The 16,206-nt window shown below is 63.9% G+C and carries 20 protein-coding genes; 7 read left to right on the plus strand and 13 right to left on the minus strand.

The window, feature by feature from the left end:
• The 3 genes from O3297_RS11430 to O3297_RS11440 form a co-directional block, all read right to left on the minus strand.
• A complete protein-coding gene (locus O3297_RS11430) occupies window positions 1-1,245 on the minus strand; it encodes an efflux RND transporter periplasmic adaptor subunit (protein WP_070258022.1) in 1,245 nt (414 codons plus the stop codon).
• Window positions 1,246-1,516: 271 nt separating this feature from the next.
• Entirely contained in the window at window positions 1,517-2,377 is an 861-nt protein-coding gene (locus O3297_RS11435; protein WP_052140188.1) for an alpha/beta hydrolase, read from the minus strand.
• Window positions 2,374-2,544: a hypothetical protein gene (locus O3297_RS11440; RefSeq protein ID WP_305048732.1), complete on the minus strand. Its 171-nt coding sequence runs from the start codon at window positions 2,542-2,544 to the stop codon at window positions 2,374-2,376. The genes O3297_RS11435 and O3297_RS11440 overlap by 4 nt, the downstream gene beginning before the upstream one ends.
• 189 nt (window positions 2,545-2,733) lie before the next feature.
• On the opposite strand from O3297_RS11440, the gene O3297_RS11445 reads away from it, so the two are divergent.
• From O3297_RS11445 to O3297_RS11455, 3 genes are read left to right on the plus strand one after another with little or no spacing between them, the layout of a single operon-like run.
• Window positions 2,734-3,696 (plus strand): LysR family transcriptional regulator, encoded by a 963-nt coding sequence (locus O3297_RS11445; RefSeq protein WP_034783117.1) that lies wholly within the window; start codon window positions 2,734-2,736, stop codon window positions 3,694-3,696.
• Window positions 3,693-4,670, plus strand: coding sequence for a D-2-hydroxyacid dehydrogenase (locus O3297_RS11450; protein ID WP_305048733.1), 978 nt, complete (start codon window positions 3,693-3,695; stop codon window positions 4,668-4,670). Before O3297_RS11445 ends, O3297_RS11450 begins: the two co-directional genes overlap by 4 nt.
• Window positions 4,667-5,125 carry a hypothetical protein gene (locus O3297_RS11455; RefSeq protein ID WP_305048734.1) on the plus strand — a complete coding sequence of 153 codons (459 nt, stop codon included), beginning with the start codon at window positions 4,667-4,669 and terminating at the stop codon, window positions 5,123-5,125. The genes O3297_RS11450 and O3297_RS11455 overlap by 4 nt, the downstream gene beginning before the upstream one ends.
• Before the next feature lie 3 nt (window positions 5,126-5,128).
• Here the strand turns inward: O3297_RS11455 and O3297_RS11460 are convergent, their stop codons facing one another.
• From O3297_RS11460 to O3297_RS11495, 8 genes are all read right to left on the minus strand, one after another.
• Window positions 5,129-5,641 (minus strand): DUF1993 domain-containing protein, encoded by a 513-nt coding sequence (locus O3297_RS11460; protein ID WP_305048735.1) that lies wholly within the window; start codon window positions 5,639-5,641, stop codon window positions 5,129-5,131.
• Window positions 5,638-6,126: a hypothetical protein gene (locus O3297_RS11465; RefSeq protein WP_305048736.1), complete on the minus strand. Its 489-nt coding sequence runs from the start codon at window positions 6,124-6,126 to the stop codon at window positions 5,638-5,640. The genes O3297_RS11460 and O3297_RS11465 overlap by 4 nt, the downstream gene beginning before the upstream one ends.
• Before the next feature lie 65 nt (window positions 6,127-6,191).
• Window positions 6,192-7,067 (minus strand): PHB depolymerase family esterase, encoded by an 876-nt coding sequence (locus O3297_RS11470; protein WP_305048737.1) that lies wholly within the window; start codon window positions 7,065-7,067, stop codon window positions 6,192-6,194.
• A 76-nt stretch (window positions 7,068-7,143) separates the two neighbouring features.
• Window positions 7,144-8,367, minus strand: coding sequence for a HAMP domain-containing sensor histidine kinase (locus O3297_RS11475; RefSeq protein WP_305048738.1), 1,224 nt, complete (start codon window positions 8,365-8,367; stop codon window positions 7,144-7,146).
• Complete coding sequence (locus O3297_RS11480) at window positions 8,364-9,059, minus strand: response regulator transcription factor (protein WP_305048739.1); 696 nt, start codon at window positions 9,057-9,059, stop codon at window positions 8,364-8,366. The genes O3297_RS11475 and O3297_RS11480 overlap by 4 nt, the downstream gene beginning before the upstream one ends.
• 11 nt (window positions 9,060-9,070) lie before the next feature.
• Window positions 9,071-9,610 (minus strand): GNAT family N-acetyltransferase, encoded by a 540-nt coding sequence (locus O3297_RS11485; protein WP_305048740.1) that lies wholly within the window; start codon window positions 9,608-9,610, stop codon window positions 9,071-9,073.
• A 15-nt stretch (window positions 9,611-9,625) separates the two neighbouring features.
• Window positions 9,626-9,979, minus strand: a complete 354-nt coding sequence (locus tag O3297_RS11490; RefSeq protein WP_305048741.1) for an SMI1/KNR4 family protein — start codon at window positions 9,977-9,979, stop codon at window positions 9,626-9,628.
• Window positions 9,980-10,243: 264 nt separating this feature from the next.
• On the minus strand, window positions 10,244-10,807 hold the full coding sequence (locus O3297_RS11495; protein WP_305048742.1) for a GNAT family N-acetyltransferase: 564 nt from the start codon (window positions 10,805-10,807) through the stop codon (window positions 10,244-10,246).
• Window positions 10,808-10,985: 178 nt separating this feature from the next.
• Here O3297_RS11495 and O3297_RS11500 point away from each other — a divergent pair, with 178 nt between their 5' ends.
• The 4 genes from O3297_RS11500 (at window position 10,986) to O3297_RS11515 (ending at window position 13,985) form a co-directional block, all read left to right on the plus strand.
• A complete protein-coding gene (locus tag O3297_RS11500; RefSeq protein WP_305048743.1) occupies window positions 10,986-11,753 on the plus strand; it encodes a CPBP family intramembrane glutamic endopeptidase in 768 nt (255 codons plus the stop codon).
• Between the two features lie 43 nt (window positions 11,754-11,796).
• Window positions 11,797-12,462: a hypothetical protein gene (locus O3297_RS11505; protein WP_305048744.1), complete on the plus strand. Its 666-nt coding sequence runs from the start codon at window positions 11,797-11,799 to the stop codon at window positions 12,460-12,462.
• 10 nt (window positions 12,463-12,472) lie between these two features.
• Entirely contained in the window at window positions 12,473-13,270 is a 798-nt protein-coding gene (locus O3297_RS11510) for a DUF6624 domain-containing protein (RefSeq protein WP_305048745.1), read from the plus strand.
• 208 nt (window positions 13,271-13,478) lie between these two features.
• A complete protein-coding gene (locus O3297_RS11515; protein WP_305048746.1) occupies window positions 13,479-13,985 on the plus strand; it encodes an ATP-binding protein in 507 nt (168 codons plus the stop codon).
• On the opposite strand, the gene O3297_RS11520 is transcribed toward O3297_RS11515, so the two are convergent.
• Both O3297_RS11520 and O3297_RS11525 read right to left on the minus strand, forming a co-directional pair.
• Window positions 13,982-15,127 carry an alpha-hydroxy acid oxidase gene (locus O3297_RS11520; protein ID WP_211550535.1) on the minus strand — a complete coding sequence of 382 codons (1,146 nt, stop codon included), beginning with the start codon at window positions 15,125-15,127 and terminating at the stop codon, window positions 13,982-13,984. The genes O3297_RS11515 and O3297_RS11520 overlap by 4 nt on opposite strands.
• A 94-nt stretch (window positions 15,128-15,221) precedes the next feature.
• Window positions 15,222-16,181 carry a phytanoyl-CoA dioxygenase family protein gene (locus O3297_RS11525; protein WP_230521099.1) on the minus strand — a complete coding sequence of 320 codons (960 nt, stop codon included), beginning with the start codon at window positions 16,179-16,181 and terminating at the stop codon, window positions 15,222-15,224.
• Between the last annotated feature and the right edge of the window lie 25 nt (window positions 16,182-16,206).

Below are 16,206 nucleotides of genomic sequence, written 5' to 3' on the forward strand. Positions count from 1 at the left end.
TTATTCCTTGGAAGTCGATGCTGCTTTCGCGGCGATCTTGGCGTCTTTTACTTCAGGTTTTGCGGGAGCGACAGGCGCGGTCGGATCGAAATCCATGGCCACCATCTGCGGCGTCACCGGGGCGCCGGGGCGCACGCGCTGCAAGCCGTTGACGACGATCTTTTCGCCCGCCTTCAAGCCTTCGCGCACCACGCGCAAGCCATCCGAGGCCGGGCCCAGCTTGACGGCGCGGTATTCGGCCTTGTTGTCGGCGCCCACCACGTACACGTATTTGCGGCTCTGGTCCGTGCCGACGGCGCGGTCGGAGATCAACAGCGCCGTGCTTTGCGCCTGCGGGCCGTTGCCGCCGTCGAGCTGGATGCGCGCGAACAGGCCCGGCACCAGCTGGCGCTCGGCGTTGGCGAAGGTGGCGCGCATGCGCACGCTGCCCGTGGCCGGATCGAGCTGGTTGTCGACGAATTCCAGCTTGCCTTCGTGCGGGAAGCCCGTTTCGTTGGCCAAGCCTACCTTGACGGTGACGGGCGTGCCCTTTTGCGCCGTGCCGGCCACGCGCAGATACGTATCTTCATCGCCGTCGAAGCTGGCGTAGATGCGGTCCGTCGACACCACCGACGTGAGGATGGCGGAAGCGTCGATCAGGTTGCCGACGGTGATTTCCGCCTTGCTGACGCGGCCGCTGATCGGCGCCTGCACCTGCGTGTACGACAGGTTCAACCTGGCCGCTTCATACGCGGCTTGCGCCGAGCGGGCGTTCGCGTCCAGCTCTTTCAAGCCCGACGCCTTTTCGTCGAATTCGCGCTGGGCGATGGCTTTTTCGGCCAGCAACTTTTCAGCGCGCGACAGTTCCAGCTTGGCCAGTTCCGCCTTGGCGCGGGCCGAAGCGGCCGTGCCTTCGGCGCGCGAGACTTCAGCCTGGAATGGGCGCGGATCGATGACGAACAGCACGTCGCCCTTTTTCACTTCGCTGCCCGGCTTGAAATTGACGGCGGTGATGAAGCCGCCGACCCGCGAGCGGATTTCCACGCGCTCGATCGCTTCCAGGCGGCCCGAGAATTCCTGTGTTTCCGTGATCTGTTTTTCAACGACGGCGGCGGCCGAGATGGGCGGGCCGCCGGCCGCTGGCGCGTCGGGCACCTTGCTATTGGCCGAATCGCAGCCAGCCAGGCTCACGGCCACCAGTCCTGCCAGCGCGAGCGAGGCAGCCAGGGGCTTGAGCAGAGTGGAAAATTGTTGAACGTTTTTCATTTTATTTCCCTGTTTTATGAAAATTTCTAATGGTATGGGCGGCAGGAAGCAACCCAACTGAAAAAGTGAATGGTGGTGCCATGGCGCCCGACGGCGCTCGATCAAAGGTAAACAGGCCGCCAGCTGCTTAAAAGCGGACGGGGACGACGAAGCTGGCTGTGCGAACGCACAACTCAGGCAGGAAGGGAACTACACTGCGTAGTGTAGCAACCAAAACTCAAAAAGTAAACTGATTAGTGTAAGTTTTTTTGCGGTGCCGCGGATGGCGGCGTCATGACTCGGGCTCCTGCCCCAGTCCGGCGACGAAACTGCTAATTTCGCTCAATACCTGCACCTTGCAAGCGCACTCATTGCGGGCGGTGGCGTCCTGCAGCGGCGCGGCGGCCATGCGCCGCACGGTGGTCTTGATGCCGCAGGCGATCAGTTTGCTGCCGTATTGTTCAGCCTCGTCGCGCAATGGGTCGTCTTCGCTGGACAGGATGAGCGCTGGCGGCAGGTTCTTCAGGCGGCTCGACTGCAATGGCGACGCATACGGATGGGTACGGTCAGCGGCATTCGGCAGATAGCCGCGGTAGGCGGCGGCGCATTGATCGGCCACTTCCGCCAGGTCAGGACAGGTCGGCAAGTTGCGCATCGAGCAGGTCGACAGGCCGGGATCGAGCATGGGCATGATCAGCACCTGGCCCGCGAGGGGCGGTCCGCCCCGGTCGCGCGACATCATGGCGCATACGGCAGCCAGGTTGGCGCCCGCTTCGATGCCCGACACCACCATCTGCTTGCCCGTCCAGCCCAGCTTGGACTTGTTCTTTTTTGCCCACAGCAGCACGGCATGCGCGTCTTCCACGGCGGCGGGAAATGGCCGCACACGGGCCAGGGTGTAGTTCGCGGCCAGCACCACGTGGTCGGGGTTGCTCAGCACGAGGCAGCGCAGGAAGTCGTCCGCATCGTCCAGGTCGCCGTCGACAAAGCCGCCGCCATGGAAGAAAACCATCAGGTTCGGCTGCCTGGCGCCCGGCACGCCGGCCGTGTAGACGCGCGCGCCGAGCGCATCCTGCGCGCCCTGCACCTGGATGTCGCGTATCTTCAGCGCCTGGCCAGGCGCCAGTTCGGCCGCGGTGTCGGCAAAGCTCATTGCGCCACCACCGGCTGCACCGCAACATCGAGCACCGTGTCGTTCAGGCACAACAGGGCGGCACCGCCCACTTCATGGGTCAGGGCGCTATAACCGCTGGCTTCGCTTTGCGCCGCCATCGAGTATGCATCCGACGATACCATCGCGGCCAGAGCGAGCGAGCTCATAGCGAGAGCGAGCACTGCAAAGATTCCATTCCGATGACCCATGATTTTTCTCCTGTGAACTTCCTGCGGCAATCATCTTATGCTGCAGTACAACAACTATAGACTTGATCTACAATCTGATAAAGAGTGCAATGACGAATTGATTGTTCAGGATTCTGAATAATCACGCATAAAGTGATAGGAATTCAAGTGAACAAGCTGCAAGCCATGGAAGTTTTCATCCAAGTCGTCGATGCGGGCGGCTTTACGCGCGCGGCGGAAAACATGCAGCTGCCGAAAGCCACCGTGTCGACCCTGATCCAGTCGCTGGAAGCAAGCCTGTCGGTTAAGTTGCTCAACCGCACTACGCGCCATGTCAGCATCACGTCCGACGGCGCCGCCTATTACGAACGCTGCGTGCGCATCCTGTCGGACGTGCGCGAGGCGGAAGAATCGCTGTCGCGCACGCGCCTGAGCCCCAGCGGGCGCCTGCGCGTGGATGCGCCCACGGCCCTGGCCAGCGAACTGATCATTCCCGCCCTGCCCGACTTCTTTGCCCGCTACCCGGACATCTCGCTGGAACTGGGCTGCAGCGACCGTCCCGTCGACCTGATCGAGGAAGGCGTCGATTGCGCCGTGCGCGGCGGCGAATTGGGCGACCTGAACCTGATCGCGCGCCGGGTCGGCGTGCTGCATTTCATGACCTGCGCCTCGCCCGGCTACCTGGCGCAGCACGGCACGCCGCTGCATCCGGACGACCTGGCGCAGCACCGGGGCGTGAATTTTTTCTCCGCCAAGACAGGCAAAACGTTTGATTGGGATTTCACGCGCGCCGGCGAACGCATCCAAATCGCCATGCCCAGCCATATCGCCCTGAACGATTCGAACGCCTATACGGCCGCCGGCCTGGCGGGCCTGGGCATCGTGCAAATGACGCATTTCATGCTTGCGCCCCTGATAGAACAGGGAAAAATGGTGGAATTGCTCGGCGAATGGGAATCCGACCCGTTGCCCATCCACGTGATCTATCCGCCCAACCGCCATCTGTCCGCCAAGGTGCGCGTGTTTGTCGAATGGGTCGCCGACATGTTTACCAACCACCCGGCCACGCAGCTCAAGGGCAAGAGCAGTCCCGCGAGCGCGCGCGCCAACCTGACCGAGGTCCAGCCATGACAACAGCAAGCACATCGCCGCAGCCGCACCGCATCGTCTTTCTCGACCGCGACAGCCTGGTCGCCACCGTGCGCCCGCCCGCCTTTGCGCACGGCTGGGAAGAGTATCCGCATACCAAGGGCAGCGAACAGACGGTGTCTCGCCTGCAAGGCGCCAGCATCGCCATCACGAACAAGGTGCCGCTGCGCGCGGCCGAGCTGGCGCAGCTGCCGGACCTGAAGATGATCGCCGTGGCCGCCACTGGCACGGACATCCTCGACCTGGCCGCCTGCCGCGAGCGGGGCATTGTCGTGGCGAATATCCGCGACTATGCGCGCGCCACCGTGCCCGAGCATACCCTGGCCCTGATACTGGCCCTGCGCCGCCAGCTGTTTGCCTACCGCGCCGATGTGGAAGCGGGCCTGTGGCAGGCATCGGACCGCTTCTGCCTGTTCGGCCACCCGATCCGCGACCTGGCCGGCAGCCGCCTGGGTTTGCTCGGTTATGGCGCGCTGGGCAAGTCCGTGGCGCAACTGGGACGCGCCTTCGGCATGCAGGTGCAGGTACACAACCGCTCCCCTATCGATGAGGACGGCGTGACGCAAGTGACGTTCGACGAATTGCTGGCCACCTCCGACGTGCTCAGCCTGCACCTGCCCTTGACGGACAAGACGCGCAACATCATCGGCGCGGCAGAGCTGGCGCGCATGCAGCCCACATCCCTCCTGATCAACACGGCGCGGGGCGGCCTCGTCGATGAAGCGGCGCTGGCCGAGGCATTGACGAACGGCGTGATCGCCGGCGCCGGCTTCGACGTGTTATCCAAGGAGCCGCCGCTGCCGGACAACCCGCTGCTCAATTTGCGCCTGCCCAACTTCATCCTCACGCCGCACACGGCCTGGGCCAGCGGGGAAGCCATGCAGAAGCTGGCCGACATCTTGATCGGCAACGTGGAAGCGTTCGAGCGCGGCGCGCCCACGAACGTGGTGGCATGAGCGTATTGCACGAACTCGATGAGCTGCTGGTCCTGGACAGCGGCGAGTATGACCGCCTCGACCTGTTTCAGGAGGCGGCTGAGCTGATCGGGCAACTGCAGCCCGCCGACGTGCCGGCGCTGCTGGCCCTGTGGCAGGCGCGCCCGCTATCCTGGCAGCAGCGCTGCACGCAAGCGAGCACCAGCATCGACGCCGCCGTGCTGCGCGCCCTGCTGGCAGGTTTGCTGCAGATCAAGGAAACCACCCACGGCGTGTTTGAACTGATGACGCGCCTGCCGCCCGTGGCCGACGCCTCTCCGCTCAGCGAAGCCTTGCTCGATTACGCCGAGCAAGCCTGGCATGCGCATGGGCCGGCCCGGCACCGGCAAATCCAGATGAGCTGCTGGAGCTGCGGGCTGTCGGGCCGGCTGCTGAAGCGGCTGGGACTGGCATCGTGGAAGGATGCGGGCTTGTAGGAACTACGGCGCGGCAGGCCGCTCAAAGCTGAAACCCGGCGCATACGCGTGATAACCATCGAAATCGCCCTTGCCGATGGCCGCGCCGCCGCTGCGCGCGATCGCATACGCCATGCTGAAGTGAAAATAGAAATTCGGCAGGATGTACAAATTCAAATATTCGTCGGCGGGCAAGGCGATATCGGCAAAGCCGGCGCGGTCGCGGCAGATGCGCCCGGGCGGCCCGTCAAAGCGTTCCGGGGGAATGTCCTTGAGGTAGCGCATGGTGTGCGCGATCTGCTCCTGCAGACTGGCGGCGGCGCTGAAATCGGCCACTTCCAGCCCCGCCAGCGGGCAACAGCCGCGCAGGGAAAAGCTCACGGCCGCGCGCACTTGCTGGGCGAACGGCAGCATGTCCGGGTGCAAACGCGCCGCCATCATGTGCGGCGCGGTGCCGGTCTTGTCGAGCATGGCGGAGAGCTGCGCCAGCGAGCGGCAAAAGATGGTGGCGGGATTGATGTGCATCGCGTCCGTCATGACAAGCCTTCCTGCGCGGCGACCTTCTTCAGCACGCGGATCAGCCGGCGTTCATGGCGGCCCACGGCATCCCAGTGCCAGGCGTCGGTCGGACCGAATTCAGGGTAATGCGGCTGCCATTTTTCCGCCCGCTTCTGCGAATTGGCGCCCACATGCGACGCCAGTCCCTTGCCGCTGGACAAGCGCAGGTACACGCGGATGAGGCCCCAGCCTTCGCACACGTAGCGGTAGGTGAGGCCAGCGCACTTGGCCGGGTCGAGCGCGATACGGCGCGGGGAAAACTGCCCGCCCATGTCCGGGTAATGCACGGCCAGGAGCACCTCGCTGGCGCCTTCGGCCTCCAGCCTGGCCGCATACGCGCACAGCTCGGCAGGCGAATGAAAGTGCAGCGTTTCCTGTTCCGCCTCCGAATACGCCTGCGCCACGGCCGCGCCGGGCTTGGCGAAGATCGCCTCGGCCATGGCCGCGATACCTGCTTCTGACATTGCCACCATGCTCCCCTCAAGTTGCCGCATAGCACTGCAGCGATGGCCGCCATCCTAGCATGGCGTCAGCGGTGATGGCGGCTGAAAAAGTCCCACATGACTTCATTCGCATCGATGGCGCGCGTGGTCTTGCCGATGGGCAGGCCGATATTGAAGGCATCGGCGCCCGGCCAGGTATGGCCGCCGTCCTTGACGGTGAGCAAGGCCACCTGCTGCGCGCCATTGCCCTGCGCCACATGCGTCACTTGCGTATCGTCACCTGCCACGGTGGGTAGCAGGCGCGCCGGTGGCGTGGCGCCTTCGATGCCGTTGTGCCTGCGCCAGTAATCGAACGTGCCTGCTGCCGACAGGTAGCTGGCAGCCTTGCCTTCATGCAGCACGACCTTGTCGGCCGTCCCCTGTATCAACAGCATGCCGACCTTGTCCGTCTTTTTATGCTGCTGCAGCACCGGTTCCGGCATCGGCGCCCCCACCGAGGCGACGGCGGCGAACTGCTGCGGCAGCTCGGCCGCCAGGCGCAGGGCAAAGAATCCGCCACGCGACAAGCCCGTGGCATACACGCGCTTGTCATCGATGCGGTGAGTCTGCTTGAGCTTGGCCAGCATGGCTTGCGTAAAGCCGACATCATCCGTGCCCGCCAGGTAATCCATGCCGAAGCCCACGTTCCAGTCCTGCTTGATACCTTGCGGGTACACAACGATGAACTGGTGCCGTTCGGCCGTCTTGTTCATCTGCGTGTACAGCATCTGCTCGGCCATGCTCATGCCGCCGCCATGGAAATTGAAGACGACGGGAAAGGCTTGCTGCGGCGCACTGTCGTAGGCGGCGGGCGTATAGACGATGTAGCGGCGCTTGTCTTCCTTGTGCTGCAGCGATTGCACCTGCGCCAGCACTGGCGTACACAGACAGGACAGGACGAACAGGCTGATGGTGATTTTCATGGGCTTCCCTTCAAATAAAAGAGCAGCCAGCATAAGCAAGACGAGGTGAAATCACGGTGAAATCCGGCGACTTCTTTTATCGCGCCTGGGCGGGAAGGATGGCGACACGGTACTGCGTCGCGCCGGGGTGGAAAACAATGTCCCATTGCATGGCTTGTGCCAGGCGCAGCAGCAGGTTCTGGCCATGCGCGAAACCGTGGATGCGCCGTGGATGCCCCGCCTGCACGGTATTGACGATGTTCAGGCGGCCTTGCGCGAACGCAATGCTGATGCGGCAGTCGGGGCCGCCATGGAACAGGGCATTCGCCAGGCAATTATTGATGAGCAACATGAGCAGTGGCGGGTTGCCAAGCACCTCCAGCCGCTCGGGCAAGTCCAGGGTCAGCAGGCTGGCATCCCAGCGATGTTCGTCGAGCAGGCGCAGCAGGCATTGCTCGATGCAGCCGCGCAACTCCACCACTACGCCCGATAGCTGTTCGGCCCGCGCCAGCGCGAACAGCACGTCGATGGTGGCGCGCATCTCGTCCATGGATTGCCGCAGCTGCGCCTGTTCCTGCCCGCTTAAGGGCTGCGCATTCGCCAGCGCCAGGGTGTTATGCATCAGGGTGAGCGGCGTGCGCAATTCATGGCTGACGTCGCGGGTGAATGCCTGTTCGCGCCGCAAGACCGACTGCAGTTCGGCAAAAGTGGTTTCCAGGCGGCGCGCCAGGAAACCGATCTCGTCGGGGCGGTCGCGCTCGCTGAAATGGACGGCGCTGCCGGGCGCCAGCTGGCGCGCTTCCTGGGCCAGACGCTGCAAGGGCAGCACGAGGCGCCGCGCAAGCCAGTATGCCAGCAGCAAGGCCAGGGCGATCAGCGCCAGCGCCACGCCCAGCACAACGCCGCCTACTTCCCGCGCCAGGCGCGACACCACCAGCACGGGGGCCACGTCGGCCAGCAGATAGCAGCGGGCCGGCTTGCCGCCGGCAACGACATCGAGCGCCAGCACGTGATAATGCTGGCCCGTCTTCGTAAACACTTCCCCGCGCGGCGCGGACGGCGGCACTTGCGCGCGCACCGCTTGAGGCAAGTCAAGGTAACTGCCATAAACCGTGATGAGGTCGCTGCCGGAAGGCGTAAGCTTGCCGTGCTGCTGCCAGCGCATGCTGACGGCCGCCGCTTCGCGCTCGAGCAGGCGCTGCACCAGCATGTCTTCCGTCACGTAGGCGATCACCAGCGCCAGGCCCGTGTAGCACAGGCACAGCAGGACGGCGAAGCCGGCCAGGGCGGCGAACAGGCGCTGCCGGATCGACTTGCTCATGCAGACGCCGCAGCATCGAAGGCCAGGCGGTAGCCCAGCTGCGGTATGGTCACCAGCATGCCCGCCGCACCAGCCCCGCCAAGCAACTCCAGCTGCTTGCGCAGCGCATAGATGTGCGATTTGAGCGCATCGCTGTCGGGCGGCTGGCTGCCCCACAGTTGCTGCAGCAAGGCCGAGCGCGAGACGGCATGCGGATGTTCGCGGCACAGCAGCAGCAAGATTTTAAAACCCGTCTGCGTCAGCGGCAGCGGTGCGTCGCCATACAGGGCGCGCCCTGCGCGCGTCTGCAAGGTGAATGGCCCCACGCGTATTTCCTGGTGCACGTGCAACTGCTGCCGGCGCGCCAGCGCTTCGCAGCGCAAAGCCACCTCGCGCAGGTCGAACGGCTTGGTCAGGTAATCGTCGGCGCCGTTGCGAAAACCGCGCGCCTTGTCTTCATACGCGTCCCGCGCCGTCAGCATCAAAATCGGCACATTGCTGGGAGCGGCTGCCTTGATGGCGCGGCACACTTGCAAGCCATCCATGTCGGGCAAGTTCAGGTCCAGCAGCACCACGTCATAGCTGTTGCACGTGGCCAATTGCACGGCCAGCGCGCCCGTGCCCGCATGGTCCGTCTGCCAGCGCAAGCCGTCGAGAAAGTCGAGCACCTGGCGCGCGATGGCCAGGTGGTCTTCCACCAACAGGATACTCAAGGGTAGCTTGTTCATCGCACGCCGGCAATGCGCGCATACAGCCAGAAATTGCCGGATCTTCCGCGAACTTGCCGGTAACAGCGCAGATAGCCCTCCCGCTCGAAAGCGCAGCGTTCGAGCACGCGGACCGAACGTTCATTGCTTTCCAGCACAGTGGCCTGGATGCGCAGAAAGCCGAGGCGCTGGAAACCCCAGTCCACGACCGACGCGCAGACGGACGTGGCCACGCCCTGCCCCCACACGGCAGGAGCAAGATCGTAGGCGATCTCCGCCGTGCGGTGCTGCGGAGAAATGGCGTTGAAGCCGATCGTGCCCACCAATTGGCCACCCTCGCGCAGCACGACAGCCAGCCGTATGGACGAAGACGGTTCTGCCGATGCGTAGTCATCGAAATTGGCCTGCAGATCGTCGACGCAACGCAAGTTCCAGCTCGTGTGCTCCACGACGGCAGGGTCGGCCAGGTAGGCATACCAGGCGGGCGCGTCGCTACGTTCCAGCTGGCGCAAAGTCACCAGCGGATGGTCTGAAGCGGGTAAATCAGCAGCTTTCATCGCCTTGCATCCTTTTTAGTCAAGCGGGCAATCGGCGGCCAGCCAGGATACGAAATCATCGGCGGCCAGCTCGAAATCATCGCGCTGCATCGAGCCATGCCCCACCAGGTAGACGGCGCGCTCAGCGTCATCGAGCGCCAGCATGACGGCGCGTCCGCCGCTGTCGTCGCCGATGGTCATATAGCCAGGACAGGATTGCTGCGTGTCATAGGTCTCGTTACGCTCCCGCAAGCTCTCTGCGCCGTACAGCAATACCTGTTCGCCGCGCATGTCTTCGTGCCAGTCCTTGAGAAAAGCCAAATAGTACGCTGGCAAGGTGTGGCCCAACGCTTGCTGGAAGACTTCGATTTCTTGCATCGTCTTACTCATGACTCCTGATCCTGTCTGTGCGTCAGCGGCACTTGCATTGTGTCGGCCCCTTATCTCTCATTCCCGCCGTTTGCTGCGCGCTATGGAGATACTCCAGATAGCCGACCTGGTTCTCCTTCGCGCACGTGGCGGTGCACATCTCCTGCTCCGAGGGGAAAAAGCGCGACAGGTAAGCGGCCAGCACATATACGCTGATCGTCGCAATGATGGCCAGCGCCACGATCGCAGGGGACGACCAGCGCGCAGTCCTGTGCTCTCGCATGTTTATTCTTCCAGCAGGCGCCGCGCTTCCCACTCGCGCCGCAGCAAGCCGTACAAGGCCGAATCGCTGACCTGGCCTCCGACGATCCAGCGTTCGGGCAGAAACCCTTCCTTGTTGAAACCCTGGCGTTCCAGGGCGCTGGCCGAACCGGCGTTGTGCGGGTCGATATCGGCTTCCAGGCGGTTCAGGTCGCGCTCGACAAACGCATACTCGATCAGCGCCGACAGCGCTTCGTGCATATAGCCGTTGCCCCAGTATGGGCGGCCCAGCGCGTAGCCGATCTCGGCGCGGCGGTTCTGGCGGTGCTCGGAAAACAGGCTGCAGCTGCCCAAGTATTCGCCCGTCGCCTTCAGCTCGACGGCGAAGCGGAAGAATTCCTCTTTCTCGAAAGCGGCGATGTCCTCGGCAATCTGGCGCGCGGCGCGGCTGGCATCGGTCCATGGTGGTTCGCTGAAATAGCGCATCACTTCGGGGTCGGAATGCATGGCGAATTGCGCCGCCTCATCCGATGGTTGCGGCTTGCGCAGGATCAATCGTTCAGTGGTGATGGTCTTGCTGTAGGTCATGGCGCTCCAGTCTGGCGGCAAACGGACGAATGCTTATTATTCCATGCAACTATAACGATGTGGCAATTTGTACGCCTGCTTTTAATGTAGTATGGCAATATTTCCACCATATCATTGATGCAACTTCATGATTCGCCCATGTACGCAGTAGCCGACGCGGCCAACACCGAAGCCAACCATGCCCTTCCCTAGAATCGCCTTCACCATGCCCGTCACCCTCATCGCACTGGCCATCTGGCTGGGCTTGAGCCTGGGCGGCCGCTGGCTGGAAGCGGCCGGCTACGCCTTGCCGGGCGCCGCCGTCACCGGCCGCATCGGCCTGTCGTGGGCGCTGGCCGCCCTGTTCGCGCTGGCGCTTCTGCTGGCCTCAAGCCAGCGCCGCGCGGCGGGCCTGTGCGCGCCGCAGCCATGGAAAACGCTGTGGCTCGTCTCGCCGCCCCTGCTGTATGCGCTGCTGATGCTGTTGCTGGCCTGGGCCGGCGGCTGGCCGCAGCCGCGCGTGCTGCTGATCGTCGCTTGCAATGCGGCGCTGGTGGCCGTCTCGGAAGAGCTGATGTTCCGCGCCATCTTGCTGCAAGGCATGCTGGACCGCTACGCCGTCTGGCCGGCCGTCCTGATGTCCTCGGCGCTGTTCGGCCTGGCCCACACGGTCAACGGCCTGGCCACGGGCGACGTCAGCGGCGCCTTGTGGCAAGCCGTCGCCGCCACCCTGCAAGGCGTCGGCTATGCGGCCATCCGCCTGCGCACCCGCTCCGTCTGGCCGATGGTGCTCGTACATGGACTGTGGGACTACGCGCTGGTGACGGCCACCCTGCCGAACCCGGCCGAAGACGGCGCGTCGATCCTGCCGTACATCGCCCTGCTGGCCGTGCTGCCCTTGTGCCTGTACGGCGTCTACCTGCTGCGCCCCAGCCAGCGGACGGCCATATCGCAACCACAACTATAATATTGCGACAAGATTTTCCATCCATTTGCCAAGGAAAAAGTGCATGGCGTTTTTTTCACGTGATTACGAAGTGTTCCTGCTGCTGGCCGCGCCCGGTGCCGCGCCCCTGTGGGATGCCGCGCAATGGGCGCCGTTTGCCGACAGCCTCGACGGCCTCATGGCGCAGGCAAGCGCGCGGGGCAAGGCCGGCGTGCGCAGTCATCAATACAATCCCAAGGGCAAGCCGATTGCCTTTGGCCGCCTGGGCTGGGATGCCAAATCGCACGCGAAGTGGACGCACACGGCGCAAACGACCGAGGCACGGTTCATGAGTCTGGAAACGTGGGCGCCCGCCTGGACCGCCTGCGAAAAAGACGGCCAGGCGCCCGACGTGTTCCTCGCCCTGGCCAATGAATCGCTGCTGGGCTTGGCAGGCAAGCCCCTGCAATTCGGCCAGCGCCTGGTGTGCGCCATCGCCACGGACATGGGAGCGGACGCCGCTGCCACCTTGCAGGCAGCGCTGGCGCAGCTGGCCGTGCAGCAAGACGCCGTCGTCTTCGCCCGCACGCGCCGCCAGTGGGGCAGCGCCTCGCCCTACGGCGGTTTCACGGATGCCATCCAGGAGATGCTGATCGGCGGGCTGTTCCGGCAAGACGACCCGCATGCGCGGCCGCTCGATGACGCCACGTTCCGCGAAAAGTGGACCTTGCTCGACCTCCCCCATTCATGAACGGACTCCCATGCCACGCCTGACCTTCGCCATCCTGCTATGCTGCAGCGTCCATGCGGGCGCCTTCGAACTGAGCGGCACCATCCGCAGCAACGGCCCACCGCTGCCGCAAGCCATCAGCATCGTTGCCGAGCGCATGCACGGCGAGCCGCAGATACATGGCACGGTCGAAAATGGCCGCTACCGCATTGACGTACCGGAAGGCAGCACACTGGCACTGCTCCTGCAATCGCCCGGCTGGGAAGCGGAACCCAAGCTCATCTTCAGCGCTGCCACGGCGGGCGCGCTGGACTTCCTGCTGTATCCGGCCGCGCTGCCCGAAGCGGCGCTGGCAGCCGAATTGCGGACCATGGAACAGGAAGACCAGGCCCTGCGCGCGGGATTCCCGCCAACGGGGCCGGACCTGGCCACACGCCAGCGCATGCTGGCCACGGATGAAGCACGCGAACAACGCTTGCGGCAAATCATCGCCAGCAAGGGCTGGCCCACGCAAACGATGGTCGGCTACAAGGCGGCGGGCAGCGCGTGGCTGATCGCCCAGCATGGATCCAATGCCTTCCTCAAAAGCAGCCTGGCCCTGATGCGAACGGCGGCAGAGCAAGGGGAAATCACGCCTTCGAAGCTGGCACTGGCGATCGACCGTGACTTGACCAATGACAAGCTGCCGCAGCTGTACGGCAGCCAATTCCAGACTGGCAGCGATGGCAAGAGCACCGCATTTCCCATCGCAGACCCGCAGCACCTGGAGCAGCGCCGCGCCAGCATGGGCATGGAGCCCTATGCGCAGTACTGGCAATCCTTCGAGTAGGGACGCGCCGGCATTGACAAGGCCATGTCCGCATGGCATCGTTACCCCATGCAATCGCCATTTCCTCCCCTGCCATCGATTATTGCCGCCATTCGACCGATGGTGGCTTAGCAGGACAGTGATTGCCAAAGCCGCCTGAGAGGCGGCTTTGATTTGCAGTAATAGATCAAGACGTCTCGCAGGCATTATTTCTTTCTAGCGAGCGACCATGTCCCCTACCTCCAGCACCACCGCTGCCCCCACCCTGCACCTCGTGTGCGGCAAAATTGCCTCGGGCAAATCCACCCTGACCACCCGGCTGGCCAGCGCGCCACACACCGTGCGCATCAGCGAAGACAGCTTGCTGGCGCAGCTGTATCCGGGCCAGATCGCCAGCCTGGCCGACTACGCGGCCTGCGCTGCGCGGCTGCGCGCAGCCATCGCCCCTTTGGCCCTGCAGATGCTGCAGGCGGGCGTGTCCGTCGTCCTCGATTTCCCCGCGAATACGCCCGCCAGCCGCGCCTGGATGCGCGAACTGTTCCAGCAGGCAGGCACGCCGCACATGCTACATTACCTGGACGTGTCGGACGAGGAATGCAAGGCGCGCTTGCGCCAGCGCAATGCCAGCGGGCTGCACCCGTTCTCCACCAGCGACGCTGATTTTGACGCCATCACGCGCCACTTCGTGCCGCCCCAGGCCTCGGAAGGCTTTGATATTGTGCGGATTGCCGCTTAAAACGTGCCCGGCAGCAGGATCTTCTTGTCCACCTGCTGCAGGTCGCGCAAGCCGCAAAATGCCATCGTCAAATCGAGTTCATTGCGGATGATGTCCAGGCATTTGGTGACGCCCGGGCCGCCCATGGCACCCAGGCCATACAGGAAGGGGCGGCCGATGTACACGCCTTTCGCGCCCAGGGCCACGGCCTTGAGCACGTCCTGGCCCGAGCGGATGCCGCCGTCCATGTGCACTTCGATCTGGCTGCCGACGGCGTCGACGATGGCGGGCAAGGCTTCGATCGACGATTGCGCGCCATCGAGCTGGCGCCCGCCGTGGTTCGAGACGATCAGCGCGTCGGCGCCGCTTTCCACGGCCAGGCGCGCGTCTTCCGGGTCCATGATGCCCTTGATGATCAATTTCCCGCCCCAGCGCTGCTTGATCCATTCCACGTCCGCCCACGACAGGCTCAGGTCGAACTGCTGCTGCGTCCAGGCCGACAGGGACGACATGTCCGACACGGACGTGGCATGGCCGACGATGTTGCCGAAGCCGCGCCGCTTCGTGCCCAGCATGCCCGCCACCCAGCGCGGCTTGGTGGCCATGTTGATGATGTTGGGAATCGTCAATTTCGGTGGCGCCGACAGGCCGTTGCGCAAGTCCTTGTGGCGCTGCCCCAGCACCTGCAAGTCCAGGGTCAGCACCAGCGCGCCGCATTTCGCCGCCTTGGCACGGTCGATCAGGCGGTTGATGAATTCGCGGTCCTTCATCACATACAGCTGGAACCAGAACGGTTTCGTCGTGTTCGCCGCCACGTCTTCGATCGAGCAGATGCTCATGGTCGACAGCGTGAATGGCACGCCGAAACGCTCGGCCGCCTGGGCCGCGAGGATTTCGCCATCCGCATGCTGCATGCCTGTCAAGCCCGTGGGCGACAGGGCTACCGGCATCGATACGTGCTGCCCCACCATGGTCGAAGCCAGGCTGCGGTTTTCCAGGTTGACGGCCACGCGCTGGCGGAATTTGATCTTCGCGAAATCGCTGTTGTTGGCGCGGTACGTCGACTCCGTCCAGGAGCCGGAATCGGCGTAGTCGTAAAACATGCGCGGCACCCGTTTCTGGGCCAGCACGCGCAAGTCTTCGATGCAGGTGATGATACTCATGCGTTTCCTCGGTCGATGGCAAGTCGAACCATGATCGTGCATTTGCCTGCAATTGTCTATCCGGCAGGCAATGCCACCGGACCTGGCGCCACACTTACCAGTCGCGCGCGCCGAGGATCTGCTCGCCCAGCGCCGTCAACCGTGCCTGCGGATAACGCAGCTTTTCCTTTTCCTCGGGGTCGCCGGGAAACGCATAGCCCTGCGGCGCGCTGCGCTCGCGCCAGCTTTGCACGCGCCAGTCGCGCAAGGCTTGATTGTCTTCCTGCGCTGGCGTGAAGGAAATGTATTGCGCCAGGCGCACCTGGTCCGCCGACGTGTTCGGGCGGATGCCGTGCGCCAGCAGGCTGTTGAAGATCAGCAGCTCTCCTTTCTTCATGGCGATGAATTCCATCGGATACGGCACCGTCGCCAGGTCTGGCTGCCACGGGTTGCGATCGAGCGGCACCGTCTTGCGCCACGCGAGCAAGTTGTTGAACAATTCTGGATAACACTGGAAACCGCCGCTCTCGGGCGAGGTGTCGGACAGGGCCAGCACGCCTTGCACGTTGACGGGCAACGGGTCGAGTGTGGTGTCGGCATCCCAGTGGATGAAGCCGCCAAACTTGCGCTTGCCGTTGTTCGGCGTGTTCAGGTTGGCGCGGTCGATGGTCACCCACAAATCCTGACGGTCCCAGATGTCGACAAAGGCGTCATACACGCGCTGGGTCTGGCGGTTATCCCACAGGGTCTGGTTGTGGTAAGCCTCGACCATGCCGGAACCGTTGAGCTCTTTCATGGCGTGGTCGCGCAACTGGTCCCGGTTCCAGGTGGCGGGGTCATGCTGGTCGAGTCCCTGGAATTCCCACAGGAAATCGGTTGTGCGGCGCACCTGTTCCGGCGGCACGGCATCCTTGACGATGACGTAACCGTAGGTTTGCCAGTGCAAAAAGTCGCTGTCGGACAGCACGCGCAGGGGCAGCTGTTTCCGGATGTCGCGCAACTGGGTTTGTTCCGTGTAGGCCACGGACGGGTTGCCGGGACGGTCTTCGCCGTATTGATATCGGTCTTCTTGCATCGCTGTCTCCTGTGTTGGTGTGAGA

Origin of the sequence: Janthinobacterium sp. SUN128 (assembly GCF_030587275.1) — a bacterium.
GTDB classification, from domain to species: Bacteria; Pseudomonadota; Gammaproteobacteria; order Burkholderiales; family Burkholderiaceae_D; genus Janthinobacterium; species Janthinobacterium lividum.

Coding starts and splice junctions, on each gene's coding strand:
- O3297_RS11440 (WP_305048732.1), bottom strand. CDS start 2,544: ATGAGCTCGCTCGCTCTGGCCGCGATGGTATCGTCGGATGCATACTCG.
- O3297_RS11515 (WP_305048746.1), top strand. CDS start 13,479: ATGTCCCCTACCTCCAGCACCACCGCTGCCCCCACCCTGCACCTCGTG.
- O3297_RS11505 (WP_305048744.1), top strand. CDS start 11,797: ATGGCGTTTTTTTCACGTGATTACGAAGTGTTCCTGCTGCTGGCCGCG.
- O3297_RS11485 (WP_305048740.1), bottom strand. CDS start 9,610: ATGAAAGCTGCTGATTTACCCGCTTCAGACCATCCGCTGGTGACTTTG.
- O3297_RS11455 (WP_305048734.1), top strand. CDS start 4,667: ATGAGCGTATTGCACGAACTCGATGAGCTGCTGGTCCTGGACAGCGGC.
- O3297_RS11525 (WP_230521099.1), bottom strand. CDS start 16,181: ATGCAAGAAGACCGATATCAATACGGCGAAGACCGTCCCGGCAACCCG.
- O3297_RS11475 (WP_305048738.1), bottom strand. CDS start 8,367: ATGAGCAAGTCGATCCGGCAGCGCCTGTTCGCCGCCCTGGCCGGCTTC.
- O3297_RS11465 (WP_305048736.1), bottom strand. CDS start 6,126: ATGTCAGAAGCAGGTATCGCGGCCATGGCCGAGGCGATCTTCGCCAAG.
- O3297_RS11430 (WP_070258022.1), bottom strand. CDS start 1,245: ATGAAAAACGTTCAACAATTTTCCACTCTGCTCAAGCCCCTGGCTGCC.
- O3297_RS11510 (WP_305048745.1), top strand. CDS start 12,473: ATGCCACGCCTGACCTTCGCCATCCTGCTATGCTGCAGCGTCCATGCG.
- O3297_RS11470 (WP_305048737.1), bottom strand. CDS start 7,067: ATGAAAATCACCATCAGCCTGTTCGTCCTGTCCTGTCTGTGTACGCCA.
- O3297_RS11520 (WP_211550535.1), bottom strand. CDS start 15,127: ATGAGTATCATCACCTGCATCGAAGACTTGCGCGTGCTGGCCCAGAAA.
- O3297_RS11500 (WP_305048743.1), top strand. CDS start 10,986: ATGCCCTTCCCTAGAATCGCCTTCACCATGCCCGTCACCCTCATCGCA.
- O3297_RS11435 (WP_052140188.1), bottom strand. CDS start 2,377: ATGAGCTTTGCCGACACCGCGGCCGAACTGGCGCCTGGCCAGGCGCTG.
- O3297_RS11495 (WP_305048742.1), bottom strand. CDS start 10,807: ATGACCTACAGCAAGACCATCACCACTGAACGATTGATCCTGCGCAAG.
- O3297_RS11450 (WP_305048733.1), top strand. CDS start 3,693: ATGACAACAGCAAGCACATCGCCGCAGCCGCACCGCATCGTCTTTCTC.
- O3297_RS11460 (WP_305048735.1), bottom strand. CDS start 5,641: ATGACGGACGCGATGCACATCAATCCCGCCACCATCTTTTGCCGCTCG.
- O3297_RS11490 (WP_305048741.1), bottom strand. CDS start 9,979: ATGAGTAAGACGATGCAAGAAATCGAAGTCTTCCAGCAAGCGTTGGGC.